The sequence below is a fragment of the Thioclava atlantica genome (assembly GCF_000737065.1).
In the GTDB taxonomy this organism is placed as follows: domain Bacteria; phylum Pseudomonadota; class Alphaproteobacteria; order Rhodobacterales; family Rhodobacteraceae; genus Thioclava; species Thioclava atlantica.
In genome coordinates this window covers 146,133-167,259 of sequence record NZ_AQRC01000005.1, presented here as the reverse complement: position 1 = coordinate 167,259, position 21,127 = coordinate 146,133, and the positions used below count along the sequence as shown (strand labels likewise).

Sequence of the window (21,127 nt, the reverse complement as noted above, 5' to 3'; positions counted from 1 at the left end):
TAACTTCTGCCGGTCTATCACCGGATGGTGGCCTGCAAGGTGCTCGCTCGTGGTGGGGTGGGACATGGTGCACGATGATGATGGACAAGACGATCCTGATCGACCTCTCGACGAGTTACCAGTTCCGCCACTGGAAACCGATGGGCATCCTGAGGGTGGAGCACGAGGTCTATCGTGCGCTCGCGGACCGGTTCGGGGCGCGGCTCTGCCCGGTGATCTATGAAGAGGCGCGCGATGGTTTCTATCGGATTCCCGAGGCGCTGTTCGAAGAGGTGATATTCCGCAACGGCCGGCAGCCGGTTGTCCCGGAGCGGGCCTGCACCGCGCGCAGCCGCTGGCGGTCCTGGATGCGGGTCGGGCGGTTCGTTTTGCGTGTATGCGCCCGCGGGCGGGGTCGCGCGGTCCGCGGGGAGGAGGCGCGGTCGCGCCGCGAGGCCGTGATCGGGACGGAGCTGTTGCGGCTCTCGGTTGCGGAATATGCGATGATGCGGCGCGCGCTGGTCCGGCTCGAACGGGTCTTCCCTCGGATCGCCGCGTCCATCCAGGGGCTCGACGCGCTCAATCACAAGGCGCATTTCGGGCTGCTCCGAACCGTCCATGACGAGATCTGCACGCCGGAGAACCGGATCGAGCCTGACCGGGTCGCGCATTATGTCTCGGCGGGCGGGTTCTGGTCGGATGATCGCTACCGGTTGGCACATCGCATGCGGGGCGCGCATGGCTGGCGCCTGCATTACTATATCCACGATCTGATCCCGATCCTCTGGGGGCATCTGGCCGAGCCCACGACCCGCACGACCTACCCGGCAGCGCTGCACTGGATGCTCTGGGGCGTCGACCGGATCTGGACGAATTCCGAGACGACGCGCCGCGATCTGCTCGCTCATGCCGCGCGTCACGGCTATCCGCCGCTCGATCCCGCGCAGGTACTGCCGGTGCCGCTTGGCGCCGATGCGGCGCGGGGACGTGCCGATCCGGCGATGCGCCAGGGCATCTTCGCGCGCCGGAACCTCGTGCCGGGCCGGTTCGTGCTGATGGTCGGCACCCAGGAGCCGCGCAAGAATTACGATTTCGTCTACCGGCTCTGGCGCGAGTTGCACCATCGCCATCCCGGCCAGGTGATGCCGCTGGTCTGGGTGGGCCAGCCCGGCTGGTCGATCGCGCCGCTCCTCGAGATGTTGCGCAACGATGCGGGGCTTCCGCATGAGGCGATCCGTATCCTGCCCGATGTCGAGGATGACGAACTCGAGGAGCTATACCGCGCGTGCCGGTTCTCCATCTATGCCTCGCATTACGAAGGCTGGGGGCTGCCGGTCGTCGAGGCGCTCGGCCATGGCAAGCCCTGCCTGACGTCGGATGCGCCGGCGCTGATCGAGGCGGGGGCAGGGGCGGCCGAACCGATCGGGCTGTTCGAGGGAGAGCGCTGGCTCGAGCGCTGTCACGCCCTGATGAGCGACGAGGCCGCCTATGGCGCCGCCTGTGCCCGCGCGGCCCGGTTCGAGGGGCGCAATTGGGCGACATTCCGCGAGGAGCTTGGGGCCGATCTCGAGGCGGCGATCGGAGCAGCGCGCGCCGCGCCCGTTCCGGAGTCCGCTCAACCGTCCGTTCAGGAGGATGCCGCATGAAGATCGCCGCTTTCGGTCATTACCCGATCCACCGCCCGCTGCATGGCGGTCAGCGCCGTGTCGCGGCGATCGCGGCCGAGGCGCGCCGGGCGGGGCACGCGTTTCGATACGTGCCGGTCTATTCGACGCGGGGCTATCCCGACGGCTCGCCGGACGAGCGTCTGACCGCGGTGCCCGAGCCCCTTCTCGACCGGCTCCATGACCTGCGCCGGCGCGAGGATCTGCATCTGGCACAACTGATCGAGGGGCATCCGCTGGCCCGGCACCTGCTCGACGATCTGCGCCGCTACGCGCCTGATGTGGTGCAGTTCGAGCAGCCTTGGCTCTATCCGCTCTTCGCCAGGGCGCTGGCCTCCGATCCGGTCCTGTCGCGCGCGCGGATCGTCTATTCGGCCCATAATGTCGAAAGCGCGTTGATCGACCCGTGCTGGCAGGCGACGGCGCGGGCGCTCGAGGGCGAACTTGTCGCGCGCGCCGATCTCGTGATCGCGGTCAGCGCGGCGGATGCGGCGATCTTCGACGAGTGGCGCGGCGCCGGACGGGCCCGCACGCTGGTTGCGCCAAACGGGTGCTGGCCGCCGGCTCCGGGCGAAGACCCGGCGCCGCTTGCAGGGCCCTATGCGCTCGTCGCGGGCTCGGCCCATCCCCCCAATGCGACCGGCTATTGGACGAGTTTCGGCGAGATCCCGGGCTTTCTGCCCCCCGGCTCGAAGCTCGCGGTCGCGGGCGGCATGACCCATCTGATCACCGCCGATGACCGGTTTCGCCGCTACGAACGGATGAACGCGGAATTCGTGGCCCCGCTCGGCGTGGTGGAGGAGAGCTGTCTCGCGGCCCTCCTGCATCATGCCCGCGCGATCTGCCTGCCGATCACCGAAGGCGGCGGCACCAATCTCAAGACGGCCGAGGCGCTGATGTGGCGCAAGCCGGTCGTCGCGATGCGCCCGGCCCTGCGCGGCTTCGAAGAGGCCGAGGCGATGGAGGGCGTCTATGTTGCCGATACGCCCGAAGAGTTCCGCAACCTCCTGCGCGACGTGATGACCGGGGTGCGTCGCGCGACCCGCCGTGCCGAGGAGGTCGCCCGCTATGGCTGGCATGCCCGCCTGTCGCCCCTGATCGCCAGCTATGGGAGTTCCCTGCAATGAAAGACCTGCCCATCCCGGCCGCGCCGGCCGATTTCGACGATCCCGGTTTTCTGGCCGAGGTCCCGGCAAGTCCGGAGGTGATCGATGCGCTCTTTCGCGCCTATCTCGGGCGGGGGGCGAAGGAGAATGCGCAATCCGCATTGAAAGAGCGCCGCGCGAGCGTCGCGCAGGTCGAGCGGGAATTGCGCGGCTCTCCGGAATACCGGCGCAAGGCGCGGCTTCTCCTCGATCAGGACCGTACGCAATATGACGGGGCGATGCTTTACCTGCCGATGGCGCGGATCGTGTTCTGTCCGATCGCGAAAGTGGCGAATACCTCGGTGAAGGACTGGGCGTTGCGTCTTTGCGGCGAGGGGCGGGCCAATCCCGGCATGTCGCATTACTGGCTCGATTCCGGGCAGAACAAGATGCAGGGCCGACATTGGGCCTTCGCGCTGCGCGACCGGATCGCGCGCGATCCCGGCTGGGCCTCGGTGGCGCTCTTGCGCGACCCTTTCGACCGGCTGGTGAGCTGCTATTGCGACAAGTTCGGACGCAACCGGGCGCAGGATTCGGTGCTGCACCACACCCGCGCGGTCTACGCGTTCTTCAATGACGGGGCCGAGCCCGATCGCGAGACGGTCGCGCGCGGGCTCAGTTTCCGGCAGTTCTGCTTCTACATCAACGCGACCGCGCGCGAGGTGCAGGATTCGCACTGGGCCGCGCAATGGAGCTATCTGCAGAACCGGCACTGGGACCGGCTCTTCGCGCTCGAGCGGATCGAGGCATTCGAGGCTTTCGTGCGCGCGCGCCTGCCCGAGGATCTGCGCACGATCCGGCTGGGCATGACCAATGCGGTCGAGAAATCCGGCGCAGCGTCCGCGGAGAATCTCGCCGATGCGCTCCCCGACGAGTGGCTCGGCGCGCGCAACCCACCCTATGAGGCCTTCCTGGCCGAGAATATCCGTGGCTTCATCGGCCAGTATTACTCGCTCGATTTCAGGCTCCATGCGCAGGCCCTGGACGAGGGGTGATCAGCCTCCCTCGGCCGGGATGCCGAGTACCGTCATCGCCGCGCCGAGCAGGGCGAGGGCCCAGAAGGCCGGGCGGCGCGGGCCTTCGCTTTGCAGCGCCGCGAGCACCGCCTGCAAGGTGTAATAGCCGGCGAAGGCGCGCGAGGCATAGGAGATGATCGAGAAGAGATCGGTGCTCCAGGTCAGCGCGATCCCCGCACCGATCAGCACCAGATAACCCAGCTTGGGCGGGATCCGCCCGCGCGAGAATTCCGAGATCAGCCCGCCCGCACCGCCGGTATCGGCGACCGCAGCCGAGAATTGCGCGGCCAGCGCGGCCGCGACGAGCAAGGCGGGCAGGATCGGGGCGACGACGCGCATCATGTCGATGATCGCGGTTTCCGAGAGGTGGCGGGGGTCGGGCTCGAAGAGATAGGCGAGAAGCCCGATATAGACCATGTAGATCGCGGTCGAGAGAAGCTGCGCCCATCGCATCGCGGCGATCCGGGTGGAGGCGTCATAGCTCTTGCCGAGATAGCGCGCGGTCTCGAAGCCCTGAACGGTGACGATCAGCCCGAAGATCAGCCGCAGCGAATCCCAGGGCCCGAGCGTGGGCGCGTCGACCACCAGATCGCCGGCCACCGCGGTTTTCGAGAAATAGATCGCAAGGCCCAGAATGAGCCCCGCGATGATCGCGAGCTTGAGTGCGACCGAGGCGTATTCCATCCGCTCGAGCGCCCGGAACCCGCCCGAGAACCCCGCAATCGCGACGAGGACAAGCATCGCGGTGGTCACGGCGCGGGCCGCGAAGGGCGTATCCCAAGGCGTGAGAGAGACCGCGAAGGCCCCGAAAAGATTGAGATAATAGGCGACTGAAATCATGTAGGCGAAGGCGAGGGCGGCCTGGGCCAGCTCCTCGATACGCAGCACGCCCCAGCTGTCGGGGCTCTCCTCGGCCGCGATGTTGTGGCGCACAGCCGCCCCGAACAGCCAGCCCGCGAGGCAGAGCAGGGCCATCGCGAGCGGCGCGGCTGCCCCGAAGCGGACCTCGAGGATCGGCCCCAGCACGAGAAACCCCGAGCCGATGATCGAGGCAAGCGGGGTCACCATCGCGCGCCAGCGCGGCCGGTCGCGCAGGGCGGGGACGAACATCGCGGCAAGGACGAGAAGGGCGAGGATCAGGATCGCGGTGTCGAGAAGCATCGGGGTCCGTTCGTTGGGGCGGGATGGGAACGAAAGAAAAAGGGCCGCGGTTCCCCGCGGCCCGTGCTCCGTAACAGTTTGATCGGGCGATCAGAAGCCCGCCTTGATCTTCTCGAACTCGGCGAGCTGCTTTTCACGCAGCTCGGGGCTGTTGGGCGTCTGCGCGAGGATCGGCGCGGTGATCGGGGTGAGGCCCGCGGACTGGAGCTTTTCCTGCGGCACGAGCTTCATCGCCTCGGTATTGGTGTGGCCATAGCCGATCTCGTCGACCAGCACCGGGCCGGCCTCGGGACGCAGCCAGGCATTGATGAAGTCATAGGCCTTGTCCTCGGAGCCGGGACCGTCCTTGAGGTTCACGAAGCCGCAGAACCAGGTCGAGGAGCCTTCCTTGGCCTCGCGCTGGAAGGCGACGGGATAGTTGTCGTCCTGCAAGTAGGCGACGCCGTCATTCCACGACCACGCGATCAGAACCTCGCCCGAGGCCATCAGCTGCGCCTGCTGCGACGGGTCGGTCCAGTAGGATTGCACGTTTTCGTTGGCCTTGCGCAGCCAGTCGGCGGCGGCCTTGAACTGCTCGTCGGTGACATTGGTCCAGTCGGTCACGCCGGTCGCCAGATAGGCCAGCGCCCAGACGTCATCCGAACTGTCGGGCAGCGAGGTGCGGCCCTTGTATTTCGGGTTCACGAAGACCTGGAGTGTCGAGACATCCTCGGCCGGGACCTTCTCGGGATTGTAGGCGATCGCGGTCGCGCCCCAATCGGTCGGGATGTACCACACGTTCTTGGCGTCATCGACGAAGATCTTGGAGTTCAGGAATTTCGGATCGATATTCTTGTATTCCGGGATCTTCGACACGTCCCAGGGCTCGATCAGCCCGGCATCCTTGTATTTCGAGATCATCTGCGAGCAGGGATGGGCGACATCCGCTTTGAAGCCGGAGGCGAGTTTCTGATAGGCCTCGTCGTCATCGCCAAAGAAGGCATAGGTCGGGCTGTCGCCGTATTTGTCGATATAGGTCTGGAACAGACCCGGAATCTCGAACCCCGCCCAGTCGAAGACGGTCAGCTCCGGATCGGCGGCGCGCGCAGGTGTGGAAAGCGCGGCGGCAGCGATGCCTGCCAGAAGAAGTGCAGTTTTTTTCATTACATATACCCTGTTGGAGATCATGGTTTTGTGAGAACGCTAGAACCGCTTTTCGAACCGGGCAAGAGAGATTTTCACACCGCGCCGGGATTGCGGGGGCGCGCGCCGCCATGTCTGCCGCCTTGCACGGGGCAGATGCGGAAAAAACGGGCAGAAGTGAACCGGCACGCGCCGAGTGCGTAGGAGTGGAAAAGGAAAGGGAGGCAGGCATGAGCGACAGACCGGCCCTGTTATGGCTGCGGCGCGATTTTCGGTTTCACGATCACCCGGCGATGGCCGCCGCGGCGGCGAACGGTCGGCCCGTCATTCCCGTCTTCATCCATGACGCGCAGGTCGAGGCGCTCGGTGCGGCGCCGAAATGGCGGCTCGGTCTCGCAATCGACGCGTTCGCGAAGGCGCTGCAAGAGAAAGGATCCCGCCTGATCCTGCGGCGCGGCGAGCCGCTCGAGGTGCTGCGCGATCTGGTCTCCGAAACCGGGGCGCAAGAGGTTCACTGGTCGCGCCTCTATGACAAGCCGAGCCGGGACCGCGACGCGGCGGTGAAATCGGGCCTCAAGGCGGATGGGCTGAGCGCGCAGAGCCATCCGGGCCATCTGCTGTTCGAACCCTGGACCGTCGAGACCGGGCAGGGAGAGCCCTACAAGGTCTACAGCCCTTTCTGGCGCGCGGTGAAGGGGCGCCTGATCGCGGCACCAGTTAAGACGGTATCGGAACTTCGCCCGCCAACCGATTGGCCAATCAGCGAAAAGATCGATGACTGGGCGATGGGATCTGCGATGCGGCGGGGCGCGGAAGTGGTCGCGGCGCATGTTCACGTCGGCGAGCGGGCGGCGCAGGGTCGGCTCGCCGCCTTCCTGCGCGACCATATCGGGCAGTACAAGTCGCGGCGCGATTTTCCGGCCTCCGGGGCGACCTCGGGGCTCTCGGAGAACCTCACCTATGGAGAGATTTCGCCGCGCGCGATCTGGCATGCGGGCTGGCGGCATCTCGAGGAGGGCGCGCAGGGGGCCGAGCATTTCCTCAAGGAACTCGTGTGGCGCGAATTCGCCTGGCATCTGTTCTATCACTGGCCCGACATGGCCGAACGCAACTGGCGCGAGGAGTGGAACGGTTTCGGCTGGCGGCCCGACAATAACGACGCCGAGGCGTGGCGACGCGGAATGACCGGCGAGCCCTTCGTCGATGCCGCAATGCGCGAGATGTATGTGACCGGGACCATGCATAACCGCGCGCGGATGATCGTCGCCTCCTATCTGACCAAGCACCTGATGACGGATTGGCGCGTGGGGCTGCGCTGGTTCGAGGACTGCCTGATCGACTGGGATCCGGCCTCGAACGCGATGGGTTGGCAATGGGTGGCCGGGCCCGGCCCCGATGCGGCGCCCTATTTCCGCGTCTTCAACCCCGCGACGCAGGCCGAGAAATTCGATCCCGACGGGCGCTACCGGCGCGATTTCATCGCCGAGGGCCAGTCGACCCCGCCCGCGACCGCGCGTGCTTATTTCGACGCGGTGCCACGAAGCTGGAACCTCTCGCCCGACCAAGCCTATCCGGAGCGGATCGTCGATCTCAAGGAGGGCCGCGAGCGCGCGCTCAAGGCCTATCAGCGCCATCGCGGGTGAGATCGGTTCGTCCCGGTGTCCGCGACAGGGTATTTTCACCGGTTAACCGGACATTAGGTATGTCCGTGTGAGCCTTCCATCGAGCGCGCAAAAGCGCGCCCTTAGCGTGGGAGGCCGCAATGATCACCCCTGTACTTCTTGCCGGTGGATCGGGCACGCGGCTCTGGCCGCTCTCGCGCCGCAGCTACCCCAAGCAATTCTCCGAACTGGCCGGAACGCGCAGCCTGTTCCAGGCGACGGCGGAACGGCTTTCGGGCGAAGGGTTCGCCGCGCCCGTGGTGCTTACCCAAGCGGCGTTTCGCTTCATCGCGGCCGAACAATTATCGGCGCTCGGGGTCGATCCGGCCGCCGTGATCCTGGAGCCCGGCCCGCGCAACACCGCTCCCGCGATCCTCGCGGCTGCGCTGTGGTGCGCGCAGACCTCGCCCGATGCGCTGATGCTGGTGGCGCCCTCCGATCACCTGATCGCGGATGCGCAGGCGTTTCGCGACGCGGTCGTGGCGGCGGTGCCAGCCGCGCGCGCAGGCAAGATCGTGACCTTCGGGATCGCGCCGGACCGCGCGGAAACCGGATACGGCTATCTAGAATTGGGCGAGGGCGACACGGCGGACGGGGCCCCGCGCGCGCTCAAGGCCTTCATCGAGAAACCGGGGCCCGAGGCGGCCGCCCGGATGGCGCAAAGCGGGCGCCATCTCTGGAATGCGGGCATCTTCCTTTTCACGGCGCCCACCATTCGCGCCGCTTTCGAAGCCCATGCCGGGGCCCTGTTGGACCCGGTCTCGGCCGCGCTGGCGAAAGCGCGGCAGGATCTGGGGTTCCTTCGCCTCGATCCCGAGGCGTGGAGCCGGGCCGAAGACGTCTCGATCGACTATGCGGTGATGGAAAAGGCCCGGAACCTCGTCGCGATGCCGTTCTCGGGCGGCTGGTCGGATCTGGGCGATTGGGAGGGCGTGCGCCGCAGCGTGCCGGGTACGGGCGATGGGGTTGCACTCTCGGGCCCGGCCACGGCGATCGAATGCCGCGACAGCCTTCTGCGCTCGGAGGATCCGCGGCTCGAGCTTGTCGGGCTGGGGCTCGAGGGGATAATCGCGGTCGCGATGCCCGATGCGGTCCTCGTGGCCGACAAGTCGCGCGCGCAGGAGGTGCGCCGGGCGGTGAGCGCGCTCAGGGCGCGCAACGCCGCTCAGGCCACGGATTTCCCGCGCGATCACCGCCCCTGGGGCTGGTTCGAGCGCCTCGCGCTCGGAGAGCGGTTCCAGGTCAAGCGGATCGTGGTGAAGCCCGGCGCCGCGCTGAGCCTGCAAAGCCATCACCACCGCGCCGAACACTGGATCGTCGTTCAGGGCACGGCCCAGGTCACGATCGGGGAGGCGACGCGCCTCGTGACGGAAAACGAGTCCGTCTATATTCCGATCGGCGCGCGGCACCGGATGGAAAACCCGGGCAAGCTGCCGATGGTGCTGATCGAGGTCCAGACCGGCGGCTATCTCGGTGAGGATGACATCACGCGCTACGAGGACGTCTATCTGCGCGAAGCGGGCGAATAGTGCAGCCACGGGCAACCGATCAATAGACGGTGGTTGCAACGCGGACGGGCCGGAAAGGCCGGCCCCCCGCGGTTCACGCCGAGGCTGTTCCCTCTGGCTCTCCGCTCAGGCGCGCAGACGGAAATACTGCAGGTCGAAGCTCGAATCCATGCCGCTGCCGCAATGCCCGAAAGTGGAGTTCGAGGTGCCGTCGATCTTGCCGCCGGCAATGACGGAAATGCCTTGCACGCCATTGGCTTGTGCGGCGAAGTTCACATCGCGCGCGGCGATGATCTGGCTGCCGTAGAATTCGACCTTGGCGGCGGAGCCGACACCGCCGAGCGTGAGGATCTGCACCCCGCCTCCCGATGCGCAACTGTCGTTCGCGCCAAGGCGCAAGCCGCTGGGCGCGGAGAAGCTCCGGTCGCTGGTCGAGGTGTTCGCGAAGATCACGTTTTCGAGCGCCACGCCATTGCCGAACACCACCGGACAGCTCGCGAAGATCACCGCGTCCTTGATCGTGGTTCCGTCGATATGCGCCTTCGACCCGCTGCAGCTCAGTTCGTAGACATGTCCCGGCTGGAATTCGCTGGTGTCGATCTTGCTCTTGCTGATCGTGGTGATCGATGGGTCGGTGATATAGGAGGGCATGGTCGCGGCGCCGGAACGCAGATCGTCGATCTTCGTGCTCAGCTGGTTGAGGATGCGCAGGTCGTAGAAGGCGTTGCGCAGCGCCTCTGCCAGCCCGTCATTCCTGGAAAATCCGGAAGCGGGTATGTCGAGATTGTTCACATCGGGCATCGAGACGATGCTTCCGGGCTCGAAGATATTGTTCTGATTGAGCGAGACATAGGCCCGGGCGTAGAGGCAGAAGCCCGATTTGAACGTGTTGCCCGACTGCAGGTCGATCACGCCATTCGCGCTCAACCCCTCGGTCAGGCATTTCGGGCGATAGGCCTCGGCGATGGCGGAGGTCCGGATCGTCCAGCCGAATTTCCCCGCGAGCCGCGCCATGAAGGTGGGGGTCTCGTTGTTCCGCTCGGCGTCGCGATGCGCTGTCACCTTCACGGCGCGGGTGAGGGCCTCGCCCGCCGTATAGGTGGTGGTGAAAGTGTCGTTGGTGTCGTCGTAATAACCGAAGACGACATCCTCGGGCGTGATCACCGAACTTGCGTCCTGCCCGAGATTGGCCTGTCCAACCGCGACGGCTCTCTGGCGGGCCTCGTCGACGGAGATCTTGGGATCGGATTCGAGATAGACCGCGCCGAGGGCCGTGGCATCGACCGCGTCCTGCATCTGGGTGCGTTCGCGATAGGCGTTCGAGACGTCGACGGCGAGACTGCCCACGGTAAGGGTGAGCATGAGCCAGAGGAGCGCGAACGGTGTGATCGCGCCTTCTTGCGAGGCTGCAAAGCGACGAAGACCCTGGCGGCTCATCTCACATCTCCTTGAAGCGGAAATCCTGAACGGTCAGTTCGGCCGAGAGGAAATTCCCCAGAAATCCGGTTGCGACCAGTTTCGACATCGGCACTTTCACGGTCGTTCCGATCACGCCGTTATTGACCGAGGTGGTGACCGACAGGGAGTCGCCATATTGCGAGAGCATGTTGCGCACCGTGTCTTCGGCGGATTGGTCATCCGCGATGCGCCCGACTGAATAGGACCTGTCGACGTCCTGGATGATGCCGAGGATACGCGCATGGGCGTTGAAGATCATCGAGATGTCGACCGTGATCGCCATCAGGAAGATGAAGAACGGAATCCAGAACAGGGACTCGATCGTGGTCGAGCCCTCTTCATCTTTCACCCAGTACTGACAGTAACGCATCTTCGCTGCGCCTCACCATTAACCATTTCGACATTCGCATGGCGCAAACCGGCCGTTTCGCATGTCGCAAAGACTTTTATTGGAGGTGAAACGTGGCAAAAATGCGGTAAAGTCGCCTTTTTTATCACTAACGGAAACTGTCTGGCCTCGTGCCAGGTCGCCGGCTGCGTTGCGCCCTCCCGGGTCGCGCGGTAGAGACGGCAGGACAATTTTCGGAGATCCGCGCCATGACGCCCGCCGCGCGCTATGCAGCCGCCATCGACATTCTCGACGAGATCGCCGCGGGCGCGCCTGCCGAGCGGTGTCTAACGAACTGGGCGCGCGCGCATCGCTTCGCGGGCTCGAAGGACCGGGCCGCGATCCGTGACCATGTCTATGACGTGTTGCGGTGCCGGGGAAGCTGTGCGGCGCTCGGGGGCGGGCAGGGCGGCCGCGCTCTGGTGCTCGGCCTGATCCGGCTTCAGGGAGAGGCGCCCGAGACTGTATTCTCGGGCGAACGGTTCGCCCCCGCGCCCTTGAGCGATGAGGAGCGTGCGCGTCTCGATCGGCCCGTTCCCGAAGATCTCGCGCTGCGCGATTGGCCCGACTGGCTGCTCGCGCCCCTGCAGGCCCGTTTCGGCGAGGAATGTCCGGCCGTGGCCGAAGCGATGCGCCACCGGGCCCCCGTTTTCGTGCGGGTGAACCGCGCGCGGGTCTCGCGCGGGGCGGCGATCGCCGCGCTGGAGGAGGACGGGATCGAAGCCCGGCCGCATCCGCTCGCCGAAACGGCTCTCGAACTGGGTGCGGGTGCCCGCCGGATCCAGCAATCGCGCGCCTGGCGCGAGGGGCTGGTGGAATTGCAGGATGCGAGTTCGCAGGCCGCAATCGCCCGGGTGCCGCTCGTGGCGGGGCAGAGCTGTCTTGATTACTGCGCGGGCGGCGGCGGCAAGGCGCTCGCGCTCGCGGCGGCCTGCCACGAGGCGCGGATCTCGGCCCATGACGTCGATGCGGGGCGGATGCGTGACATCCCCGTTCGGGCGGAGCGCGCGGGCACCCGGATCGCTCTTCGCGCACCCGGCGATCCCGGCACGGGCTACGATCTGGTTCTCGTCGACGCGCCCTGTTCGGGCTCGGGCACGTGGCGGCGCACGCCCGAGGCGAAATGGCGCCTCACGCCCGAGCGTCTCGAGGAGCTTGTCGCCCTGCAGGCGCGGATCCTTTCGGAGGCCTCGCACTGCGTCGCGCCCGGCGGGCGGCTCGTCTACATGACCTGCTCGCTCTTCGAGGCGGAGAACGAGGCACAGGCCGCGCGGTTCGCCCGGGAGAGCGGGTTTCACCTGCTCGAGCAGCGCGCCTTCAGCCCGCTCGACGGCGGCGACGGGTTCTTCGTCGCGCAATTCGAGCGTCGCTGATCCCGGCTTCGCGATTGACACAATCCGAGGTTGAATATCTAGTCCTCTTAGGGCGGTGTTAATCCTTTTGCCGCGCTATGGATCGAGATGATTCAATCGAGGAGGCTGGCGTGGGGCGGAACGAGCTGGCGCTGCAACCCCTGTCCAAGACGATGGCGTCGCTCGCGCCGGGGGCAGTCTACCTGGCGCTTGCCGCAGTTCTCGCCGCGGGTCTGGCCGTGCTCATCCCCGATCGCGCGACGACCTGGGCGCTGTTCTCGGTGGCCGGCACGCTTCTCGTCACCTCGATCGCGATGCGTGGCGCCTTCTTCGTCGAGAAGCGGCGCCATGGCCGGTTGCAGGAGGCGCTCTCGCAATTCATCGCGAATGACGCCTCGCCCAGCTTCGCCACCAATGAGCAGGGAGAAATCGGGTATCAGAACCGCGCCGCGCTGGAACGCTTCGGCTCGCGCGGGGGGCAGGCGCTCACGCGGACGCTGGCGGAGCTGTTCGCCGATCCGGGGGGCGTGCTCCGGCGCCTGAAGAACAAGGCGGTGGCGACCGGCGCTGCGCGCGAGGATCTCGTCACCCGCCGGGGGCATCTGCGGCTCTCGGTGCACCGGGTCGGCGCGTCCGACTATCTGTGGCGGCTCGAGGATATGGCCGAACGTGTGATCGGCGGACGCGGCGCGGAGACGATCAGCCTGCCGATGCTCACGGTGTCGAAAGGCGGCACGATCCTTTTCATGAACGAGGCGCTGCGGCGGCTCGTGGGCGAAAGGGTGCGGTCGCTCGACCGGATATTCACCGACCTGCCGCTGCGCTCGGGCGAAGAGCACGAGATCCGCGCCGAGGCCGGGCCGGTCACCGCGGTCGTCGCGCAGATCGACGGGGCGGGCGGGCGTTCGGAAGTGTATCTGCTGCCGATCGCCAGCCAGCGGCGTGATGCCGAGGGTGCGCATTTCGAGGCGCTCCCGGTCGCGCTCATCAAACTGAGCGCCCATGGCAAGGTGCAGGCCGCCAACCGCGCGGCCCGCGGGCTGCTCGGCCGGATCGAGACCCAGACACGTCTGTCGGATCTGCTCGAAGGGCTCGGCCGGCCGGTCTCCGATTGGGTGACCGATGCGCTTGCCGGGCGCGCGGATGGACGGCCCGAGGTTTTGCGCGCCCGTCACGGCGAGCGCGAGGTATTCCTGCAGGTGACGCTCTCGCGCATCCTCGAGAACGGGCGCGCCGGCCTTCTCGCGGTGCTCTCCGATGCGACGCAGCTCAAGACGCTCGAGGCGCAATTCGTACAGAGCCAGAAGATGTAGGCGATCGGCCAGCTCGCGGGCGGGGTGGCGCATGATTTCAACAACCTGCTCACCGCGATCTCGGGCCATTGCGATCTGCTCATGCTGCGCCATGACAAGAACGATCCCGATTATGCGGATCTCGACCAGATCAGCCAGAACGCGAACCGCGCCGCGGCGCTGGTCGGTCAGCTTCTGGCCTATTCGCGCAAGCAGACGCTCAAGCCGCAGAGCCTCGATCTGCGCGAAACGCTCGCCGACCTGACGCATCTTCTCAATCGCCTCGTGGGCGAGCGGACCGCGTTGACCGTTTCTCATGCGTCCGATCTGGCCCCGATCCGTGCCGATAAACGGCAGCTCGAACAGGTGATCATGAACCTCGTGGTGAATGCGCGCGACGCGATGCCCGAGGGCGGACAGATCAGGGTCGAGACCGAGATGGCCAATCTCGATGCGGACCAAAGATTCGACCGGGCCACCGTTCCGCGCGGCAGATATGTCGTGATCCGGGTTTCCGACGAGGGGGTGGGCATCGCGCCCGAGAAGATCGGCAAGATCTTCGAGCCGTTCTTCACGACCAAACGCACCGGGGAGGGGACGGGTCTGGGGCTGTCGACCGCCTACGGGATCGTCAAGCAGACCGGTGGCTACATCTTCTGCGAGTCGGCGGTCGGCGCGGGAACGACCTTCACGATCTACCTGCCCGCGCACGAGCGGCTTGCCGACGCGCGCGACGCTGCCGAAGAGGAGACGACGGTCCCCGACCCGATGTTGCCGAGTGTCAATCAAAGCTGGGAGTCCGCAAGGCCGCCGCACGCGGCGGCGGAGGGGCTCGCCCTCATGCCCGCGAAGGGCGCTCTCACCCGCTGGGGGGATGCGACGGTGCTTCTCGTCGAGGATGAGGCGCCGGTCCGCGCCTTCGCCTCGCGGGCCCTGAAACTGCGCGGCTTCACGGTGCTCGAGGCCGACAGCGCGGAGGAGGCGCTCTCGCTGCTCGAAGATCCCGATCTCGTGGTGGATATCTTCGTCACCGACGTGATCATGCCCGGGCTCGACGGGCCGAGCTGGGTGCGCAAGGCGCTCGAGACCCGACCGGGGACCAGGACCGTCTTCGTCTCGGGCTATGCGGAGGATGTTTTCCGGGACGGCACCACGCCGGTGCGCAACTCCGTCTTCCTGCCCAAGCCGTTCTCGCTGAGCGAGCTGACGACGACGGTGCAGAACCAGTTGGCCGAACCCGATCAGGACGTTCAGCCCGCGCCCGTCGCCAACGCGAATTGAGCGCGCCCCGCGGAGGGATGACGCGGCACGGCCAGCTCTCATTGGCGGAAACCTCCTGTTAACCTTAGCGCGATTATCTGGATCTGGAAGAAATTGATTGAAATGTTCCGCTTTCGTACCCATAGTGAGGGCGGAACATGAGGTGAACATACAGGCGTCGGGCCGCATTGTAGCCACGCGCCGTCTGTGGAATAAGGAAGCGGACAATGGCAGTAGCGAAGCTTTTCGAGATGGACAAGAATTCCAAGGCAGACAAGCAGAAGGCGCTCGACTCGGCTCTGGCGCAGATCGAACGGCAGTTCGGCAAGGGCTCGATCATGAAGCTCGGCGGGGAAACCCCCGCGCGCGAGATCGAGGCGACCTCCACCGGCTCGCTCGGTCTCGACATCGCGCTCGGGATCGGCGGTCTGCCGAAGGGGCGGATCGTCGAGATCTATGGGCCCGAAAGCTCGGGCAAGACGACGCTGACGCTCCACGCGATCGCGGAAGAGCAGAAGAAGGGCGGCGTCTGCGCCTTTGTCGATGCCGAACACGCGCTCGACCCGAGCTATGCGCGCAAGCTGGGCGTCGATCTCGACGAGTTGCTGATCTCGCAGCCCGATACCGGCGAGCAGGCGCTCGAGATCGTCGATACGCTCGTGCGCTCGGGTGCGGTGAGCCTCGTGGTCGTGGACTCGGTCGCAGCGCTCACCCCGAAGGCGGAAATCGAAGGCGATATGGGCGATCACACCGTGGGCGCCCAGGCCCGCCTGATGAGCCAGGCGATGCGCAAGCTCACCGCCTCGATCGGCCGTTCGAACTGCATGGTGATCTTCATCAACCAGATCCGGATGAAGATCGGCGTGATGTTCGGCTCGCCGGAAACCACCTCGGGCGGCAACGCGCTGAAATTCTACGCCTCCGTGCGCCTCGACATCCGCCGCATCGGCTCGATCAAGGATCGCGACGAGGTGGTGGGCAACCAGACCCGCGTGAAGGTCGTCAAGAACAAGGTCGCGCCGCCCTTCAAGCAGGTCGAATTCGACATCATGTATGGCGAAGGCATCTCGAAGATGGGCGAGCTGGTCGATCTGGGCGTCAAGGCCGGCGTGGTCGAGAAATCGGGCGCGTGGTATTCCTATGGCGACGAGCGGATCGGGCAGGGGCGCGAGAACGCGAAGAATTTCCTGCGCGAACATCCCGATATCGCCTATGAGATCGAGGACAAGATCCGCGCCAGCCACGGGCTCGAATTCGACAATATGAGCGAAGACGACGCGCTGACCGAGGACTGATCGGCGCCGAACGGACAGGATCGAAGGCCGGGGCCCGCACCCCGGCCTTTTTCACTTGCTGGACAGGGGGCTGGGGCGGCGTTAAACGGGACCGAACAAGCCCGATCAGGCGAGACAGGACATGCCCAGCCTTAACGATATCCGCTCCACCTTCCTCGATTTCTTCGAGCGCAACGGCCACACGGTCGTCGACAGCTCGCCCCTCGTTCCGCGCAACGACCCGACGCTGATGTTCACGAATTCCGGCATGGTGCAGTTCAAGAACTGCTTCACCGGGGTCGAGAAGCGCGACTACGTCCGCGCCACGACCGCGCAGAAATGCGTGCGCGCAGGCGGCAAGCATAACGATCTCGACAATGTGGGCTATACCGCGCGCCACCATACCTTCTTCGAGATGCTGGGGAATTTCTCCTTCGGCGACTATTTCAAGGACGGCGCGATCCCCTTCGCGTGGGAGCTGCTGACGAAGGATTTCGGCATCCCGAAGGACAAGCTTCTGGTCACCGTCTATCACACCGATGACGAGGCGGCCGAGATCTGGAAGAAGGTCGCGGGCCTGCCCGACGAGCGGATCATCCGCATCCCGACCTCTGACAATTTCTGGCAGATGGGCCCGACCGGTCCCTGCGGCCCCTGCACCGAGATCTTCTTCGATCACGGCGATCACATCTGGGGCGGCCCGCCCGGCTCGCCGGAAGAAGACGGCGATCGCTTCATCGAGATCTGGAACCTCGTCTTCATGCAGAACGAGCAGTTCGAGGACGGCTCGATGCGCGCGCTCGACATGCAGTCGATCGACACCGGCATGGGGCTCGAGCGGATCGGCGCGCTCTTGCAGGGCAAGCACGACAATTACGACACCGACCTGATGCGCAACCTGATCGAGGCCTCGGCCCATGCCACCTCGAGCGAACCCGACGGTCCGGGCAACGTGCATCACCGGGTGATCGCGGATCACCTGCGTTCGACCTCGTTCCTGATCGCGGATGGGGTGATGCCCTCGGCCGACGGGCGCGGCTATGTGCTGCGCCGGATCATGCGCCGCGCGATGCGTCACGCGCATCTTCTGGGCGCGAAGGATCCGGTCATGCACCGTCTGGTGCCCGCGCTGGTGCGCGAGATGGGCGCCGCCTATCCCGAACTGGGCCGGGCGCAGGCGCTGATCGAAGAGACCCTTCTGGGTGAGGAGACCCGCTTCAAGACGACGCTCGACCGCGGGCTGAAGCTTCTGGACGAGGCGCTGACGGATCTGCCCGAGGATGGCAAGCTGCCGGGCGAGACCGCGTTCAAGCTCTATGATACCTACGGCTTCCCGCTCGACCTGACGCAGGACGCGCTGCGCGAAAAGGGCCGCGAGGTCGACACCGAGGGCTTCGACACCGCGATGGAGGAGCAGAAGGCCAAGGCACGCGCCAGCTGGGCCGGTACGGGCGAGGCGGCGAATGCCGCGATCTGGTTCGACATTGCGGAGAAGGTCGGCGCGACCGAATTCCTCGGCTACGACACCGAGGAGGCCGAGGGCCAGATCGTTGCCCTCGTGGCCGAAGGTGCCGCGATCGAGACGGCCAGGGGCGAGGTGCAGATCGTCACCAACCAGACCCCGTTCTACGCGGAATCGGGCGGCCAGGTCGGCGATAGCGGCTGGATCGTGACCGAAACGGGCCGCGCGCAAGTGACCGACACGAAGAAGGTCGCGGGCGTGTTCATCCATTTCGCGAAGATCACAGAGGGCGAGATCGCGAAAGGACAGGGCGCACGCCTCGAGGTCGATCACGCGCGGCGTGGCTCGATCCGTGCCAACCACTCGGCCACGCACCTGCTGCATGAGGCGCTGCGCCGCACGCTGGGCGAACATGTCGCGCAGCGCGGATCGCTCAATGCCGATGACCGGCTGCGCTTCGACTTCTCGCATAACAAGGCGCTGAGCGAAGACGAGATCCGCCGCATCGAGCGCGAGGTGAACGAGTTCATCCGGCAGAACACGCCGGTCGAGACCCGGATCATGACACCCGATGACGCGCGCGAGCTGGGCGCGCAGGCGCTCTTCGGCGAGAAATACGGCGATGAGGTGCGCGTGGTCGCGATGGGCGAGATGGCCAATTCCGGCAAGGGCACGCAGGGCAATGTCTATTCGCTGGAGCTTTGCGGCGGCACCCATGTGAAGCGCACCGGCGATATCGGGACCTTCCTGCTGACCTCGGAAAGCGCCTCCTCGGCCGGCGTGCGCCGGATCGAGGCGCTCACCGGCGAGGCCGCTCTGGCCGAGCTGCGTCGGCGCGATGCGCTGATGGGCGAGGTCGAGGGGCTGCTGAAGACCGCCGAGCAGGATGTACTCGACCGGCTGCAGGCGATCCTCGACGAGCGCAAGCAACTCGCCAACGAGGTCGCGCAGCTGCGTCGCGAACTGGCGATGGGCGGTGGTGCGTCCGGCGGTCCGGAAGCTCAGGATATCAACGGGTTGAAGTTCCTTCCTCAGGTGCTCTCCGGGGTGACGGGCAAGGATCTTCCCGGCATCGTGGACGAGCTGAAGGACAAGATCGGCTCGGGCGTGATCCTCGTGGTCGCCGACACCGGCGGCAAGGCGGCGGTGGCCGCGGGCGTCACCAAGGATCTGACCGAACGGGTGAGCGCGGTGGATCTGGTCAAGGCCGCGGCACAGGCGCTTGGCGGCAAGGGCGGCGGTGGCCGTCCCGACATGGCGCAGGCGGGCGGGGCCGATCCGTCGAAAGCCGATGACGCGGTCGCGGCGGTGAAATCTCAACTGGAGGCTTTGTGATGGCGGGTGCGTTCTGGATTGCTCATGTGAAGGTTCTCGATGCCGAGGCCTATGGAAAATACGCCGAAGGCGCGGGTCCGGCGATCGCCAAGCATGGCGGGAAATTCCTCGCCCGCGGCGCGCGCTATGTCCAGCTCGAGGGCAATGACCGGGCGCGCAACGTGGTGGCGTGGTTTCCCTCGCTCGAGGCGGCCGAGACCTGCTACCGTTCGGACGAATATCAGGCGGCGCTGGCCCATGCGAAAGGCGCCTCGGAGCGCGATCTGGTGATCGTCGAAGCCGCGGAAGACGTCAGCTTCGGCTGAAGCTCGTCCTGTAAGCGTTCGAAAAGACGGGATTACGGCGCGTGGGTGATGGCCCGCGCGCCGTTTCCGTTCCGGCTTCGCGATCTTCGCTCTGGACGCGGCCGGGGCATATGCCGTAACAAGAGCGCATGACGACCGTGACCATCATCATTTGCTGCATTACCCGCTGACATCTCTCAGGCGGGCCGGTCTTCTCTTTCCAAATATGACATGACCTTGTAAGCCCGCCGGCAGGTGCCGCCGTGACTGCAGCCGCGACGTTTGCGAGGACACATGACCCAGACCGGACCCCAGATCCGTTTGCGCAACTCCCTGACCCGGAAGGTCGAGGATTTCCACCCGATCGACCCCGACAATGTGCGCATGTATCTGTGCGGCCCGACCGTCTATGACCGCGCGCATTTGGGCAATGCGCGGCCCGTGGTGGTGTTCGACGTGCTCTACCGGCTGCTGCGCCATGTCTACGGGAAAGACCACGTCACCTATGTGCGCAACTTCACCGATGTCGATGACAAGATCAACGCGACGGCTCTGGCGCGCAAGGAAGCTGGGGCCGAGGGCAGCCTCGAGGAGCTGATCCGGGCGCGCACCGAGGAGACCATCGGCTGGTATCATGCGGATATGGATGCGCTCGGCGCGCTGCGCCCCGATCACGAGCCCCGCGCGACCGATTACATCGGCGCGATGATTTCGATGATCGAGAAGCTGATCGCGGACGGACATGCCTATGCGGCCAACGGCCATGTCCTGTTCCGGGTGCGAAGCTACAAGAATTACGGCGCGCTCTCGGGACGCACGGTCGATGACATGATCGCGGGGGCGCGGGTCGAGGTGGCGCCCTTCAAGGAAGACCCGATGGATTTCGTGCTCTGGAAGCCGTCCGATGCCGAGCTGCCGGGCTGGGAGAGCCCCTGGGGCCGTGGGCGTCCGGGCTGGCATATCGAGTGCTCGGCCATGTCCTACGAGCTGCTCGGTGCGTCGTTCGACATCCACGGCGGCGGCATCGACCTGCAATTCCCGCATCATGAGAACGAGATCGCGCAGAGCTGCTGCGCCCATCCGGAGGGGTCGTTTGCGCGCTACTGGCTGCATAACGAGATGCTGCAGGTCGAGGGCAAGAAGATGTCCAAGTCCTTGGGCAATTTCTTCACCGTGCGCGATCTGCTGGACGGTCATGACGGCGAGAAGGGCATTCCGGGCGAGGTGATCCGGTTTGTGTTCCTGCAGACGCATTACACGAAGCCGATGGACTGGACGGCGGAGAAGGCGCGGCAGGCGGAGGCGACGCTGCGCAAGTGGCGGGCGCTCACCGCGGGCATCGAACCCGCGCCGAGCGCGGCGCCCGAGGTGATCGCGGCGCTGGCCGACGACCTGAACACGGCGGGCGCGATCGCGGCATTGCACCAGATCGACGATCCGGCTGTGCTAAAGGGTTCGGCGGCGATGTTGGGGCTCCTGGAAGATGCGATGGGCGACTGGGCGAAGCCTCGCTTCGTGAAGTCTGATGAATTGTATGTCGGAACGAACGAGATGTCGGCACGTCGGATTGACGAACTCGTTCTGCGTCGAGCTCAAGCAAAAGCAGATCGTGACTTTAAGCGAGCAGATGAAATCCGAGATAGTCTCTCACGGGCGGGGATTATTCTGAAAGACTCGAAAGATAAAACGGAGTGGGAATTCGGCCTGGAGGTAGATTTGTCCAAGCTGGAGGGCCTGTGATGGTGCCCAATTGCAGAGACAAGGGA

General features: G+C 65.8%; 14 protein-coding genes and 1 pseudogene. 11 read left to right on the top strand and 4 right to left on the bottom strand.

Annotated features, from left to right (window positions below):
- The first annotated feature begins 74 nt into the window (after window positions 1–74).
- Genes DW2_RS19050 through DW2_RS08305 form a run of 3 tightly spaced genes read left to right on the top strand, consistent with a single transcriptional unit; the run spans window position 75 to window position 3,783 of the window.
- Window positions 75–1,625, top strand: a complete 1,551-nt coding sequence (locus DW2_RS19050; RefSeq protein ID WP_051855668.1) for a glycosyltransferase — start codon at window positions 75–77, stop codon at window positions 1,623–1,625.
- Entirely contained in the window at window positions 1,622–2,770 is a 1,149-nt protein-coding gene (locus tag DW2_RS08310; RefSeq protein WP_038145340.1) for a glycosyltransferase, read from the top strand. Before DW2_RS19050 ends, DW2_RS08310 begins: the two co-directional genes overlap by 4 nt.
- Complete coding sequence (locus DW2_RS08305) at window positions 2,767–3,783, top strand: sulfotransferase family 2 domain-containing protein (RefSeq protein ID WP_038145339.1); 1,017 nt, start codon at window positions 2,767–2,769, stop codon at window positions 3,781–3,783. The genes DW2_RS08310 and DW2_RS08305 overlap by 4 nt, the downstream gene beginning before the upstream one ends.
- On the opposite strand, the gene DW2_RS08300 is transcribed toward DW2_RS08305, so the two are convergent.
- Window positions 3,784–4,965: a hypothetical protein gene (locus tag DW2_RS08300; RefSeq protein WP_038145337.1), complete on the bottom strand. Its 1,182-nt coding sequence runs from the start codon at window positions 4,963–4,965 to the stop codon at window positions 3,784–3,786. It lies immediately after the preceding gene.
- A gap of 90 nt (window positions 4,966–5,055) precedes the next feature.
- On the bottom strand, window positions 5,056–6,108 hold the full coding sequence (locus DW2_RS08295) for an ABC transporter substrate-binding protein (protein WP_038145335.1): 1,053 nt from the start codon (window positions 6,106–6,108) through the stop codon (window positions 5,056–5,058).
- A gap of 209 nt (window positions 6,109–6,317) precedes the next feature.
- Here DW2_RS08295 and DW2_RS08290 point away from each other — a divergent pair, with 209 nt between their 5' ends.
- Both DW2_RS08290 and DW2_RS08285 read left to right on the top strand, forming a co-directional pair.
- Complete coding sequence (locus DW2_RS08290; protein ID WP_038145333.1) at window positions 6,318–7,730, top strand: cryptochrome/photolyase family protein; 1,413 nt, start codon at window positions 6,318–6,320, stop codon at window positions 7,728–7,730.
- Between the two features lie 119 nt (window positions 7,731–7,849).
- On the top strand, window positions 7,850–9,277 hold the full coding sequence (locus DW2_RS08285) for a mannose-1-phosphate guanylyltransferase/mannose-6-phosphate isomerase (RefSeq protein ID WP_038145331.1): 1,428 nt from the start codon (window positions 7,850–7,852) through the stop codon (window positions 9,275–9,277).
- Between the two features lie 105 nt (window positions 9,278–9,382).
- On the opposite strand, the gene DW2_RS08280 is transcribed toward DW2_RS08285, so the two are convergent.
- Both DW2_RS08280 and DW2_RS08275 read right to left on the bottom strand, forming a co-directional pair.
- A complete protein-coding gene (locus DW2_RS08280) occupies window positions 9,383–10,693 on the bottom strand; it encodes a pilus assembly protein TadG-related protein (protein WP_051855663.1) in 1,311 nt (436 codons plus the stop codon).
- Window position 10,694: 1 nt separating this feature from the next.
- On the bottom strand, window positions 10,695–11,084 hold the full coding sequence (locus tag DW2_RS08275) for a TadE/TadG family type IV pilus assembly protein (protein WP_156102921.1): 390 nt from the start codon (window positions 11,082–11,084) through the stop codon (window positions 10,695–10,697).
- A gap of 227 nt (window positions 11,085–11,311) precedes the next feature.
- Between DW2_RS08275 and DW2_RS08270 the strand changes: the two genes are divergently transcribed.
- The 6 genes and pseudogenes from DW2_RS08270 to cysS all read left to right on the top strand — a co-directional run bounded on the left by DW2_RS08270 (window position 11,312) and on the right by cysS (window position 21,101).
- Window positions 11,312–12,475 carry an RsmB/NOP family class I SAM-dependent RNA methyltransferase gene (locus DW2_RS08270; protein ID WP_038145328.1) on the top strand — a complete coding sequence of 388 codons (1,164 nt, stop codon included), beginning with the start codon at window positions 11,312–11,314 and terminating at the stop codon, window positions 12,473–12,475.
- A gap of 293 nt (window positions 12,476–12,768) precedes the next feature.
- Window positions 12,769–15,027, top strand: a pseudogene (locus DW2_RS08265) (ATP-binding protein).
- Between the two features lie 206 nt (window positions 15,028–15,233).
- Window positions 15,234–16,301 (top strand): recombinase RecA, encoded by a 1,068-nt coding sequence (recA, locus tag DW2_RS08260; RefSeq protein WP_038145326.1) that lies wholly within the window; start codon window positions 15,234–15,236, stop codon window positions 16,299–16,301.
- Window positions 16,302–16,422: 121 nt separating this feature from the next.
- Window positions 16,423–19,077: an alanine--tRNA ligase gene (gene alaS, locus DW2_RS08255; RefSeq protein WP_038145324.1), complete on the top strand. Its 2,655-nt coding sequence runs from the start codon at window positions 16,423–16,425 to the stop codon at window positions 19,075–19,077.
- Complete coding sequence (locus DW2_RS08250; RefSeq protein WP_038145323.1) at window positions 19,077–19,382, top strand: DUF1330 domain-containing protein; 306 nt, start codon at window positions 19,077–19,079, stop codon at window positions 19,380–19,382. The genes alaS and DW2_RS08250 overlap by 1 nt, the downstream gene beginning before the upstream one ends.
- Window positions 19,383–19,655: 273 nt before the next feature.
- Window positions 19,656–21,101, top strand: a complete 1,446-nt coding sequence (gene cysS, locus DW2_RS08245) for a cysteine--tRNA ligase (RefSeq protein WP_038145322.1) — start codon at window positions 19,656–19,658, stop codon at window positions 21,099–21,101.
- Window positions 21,102–21,127 lie beyond the last annotated feature (26 nt).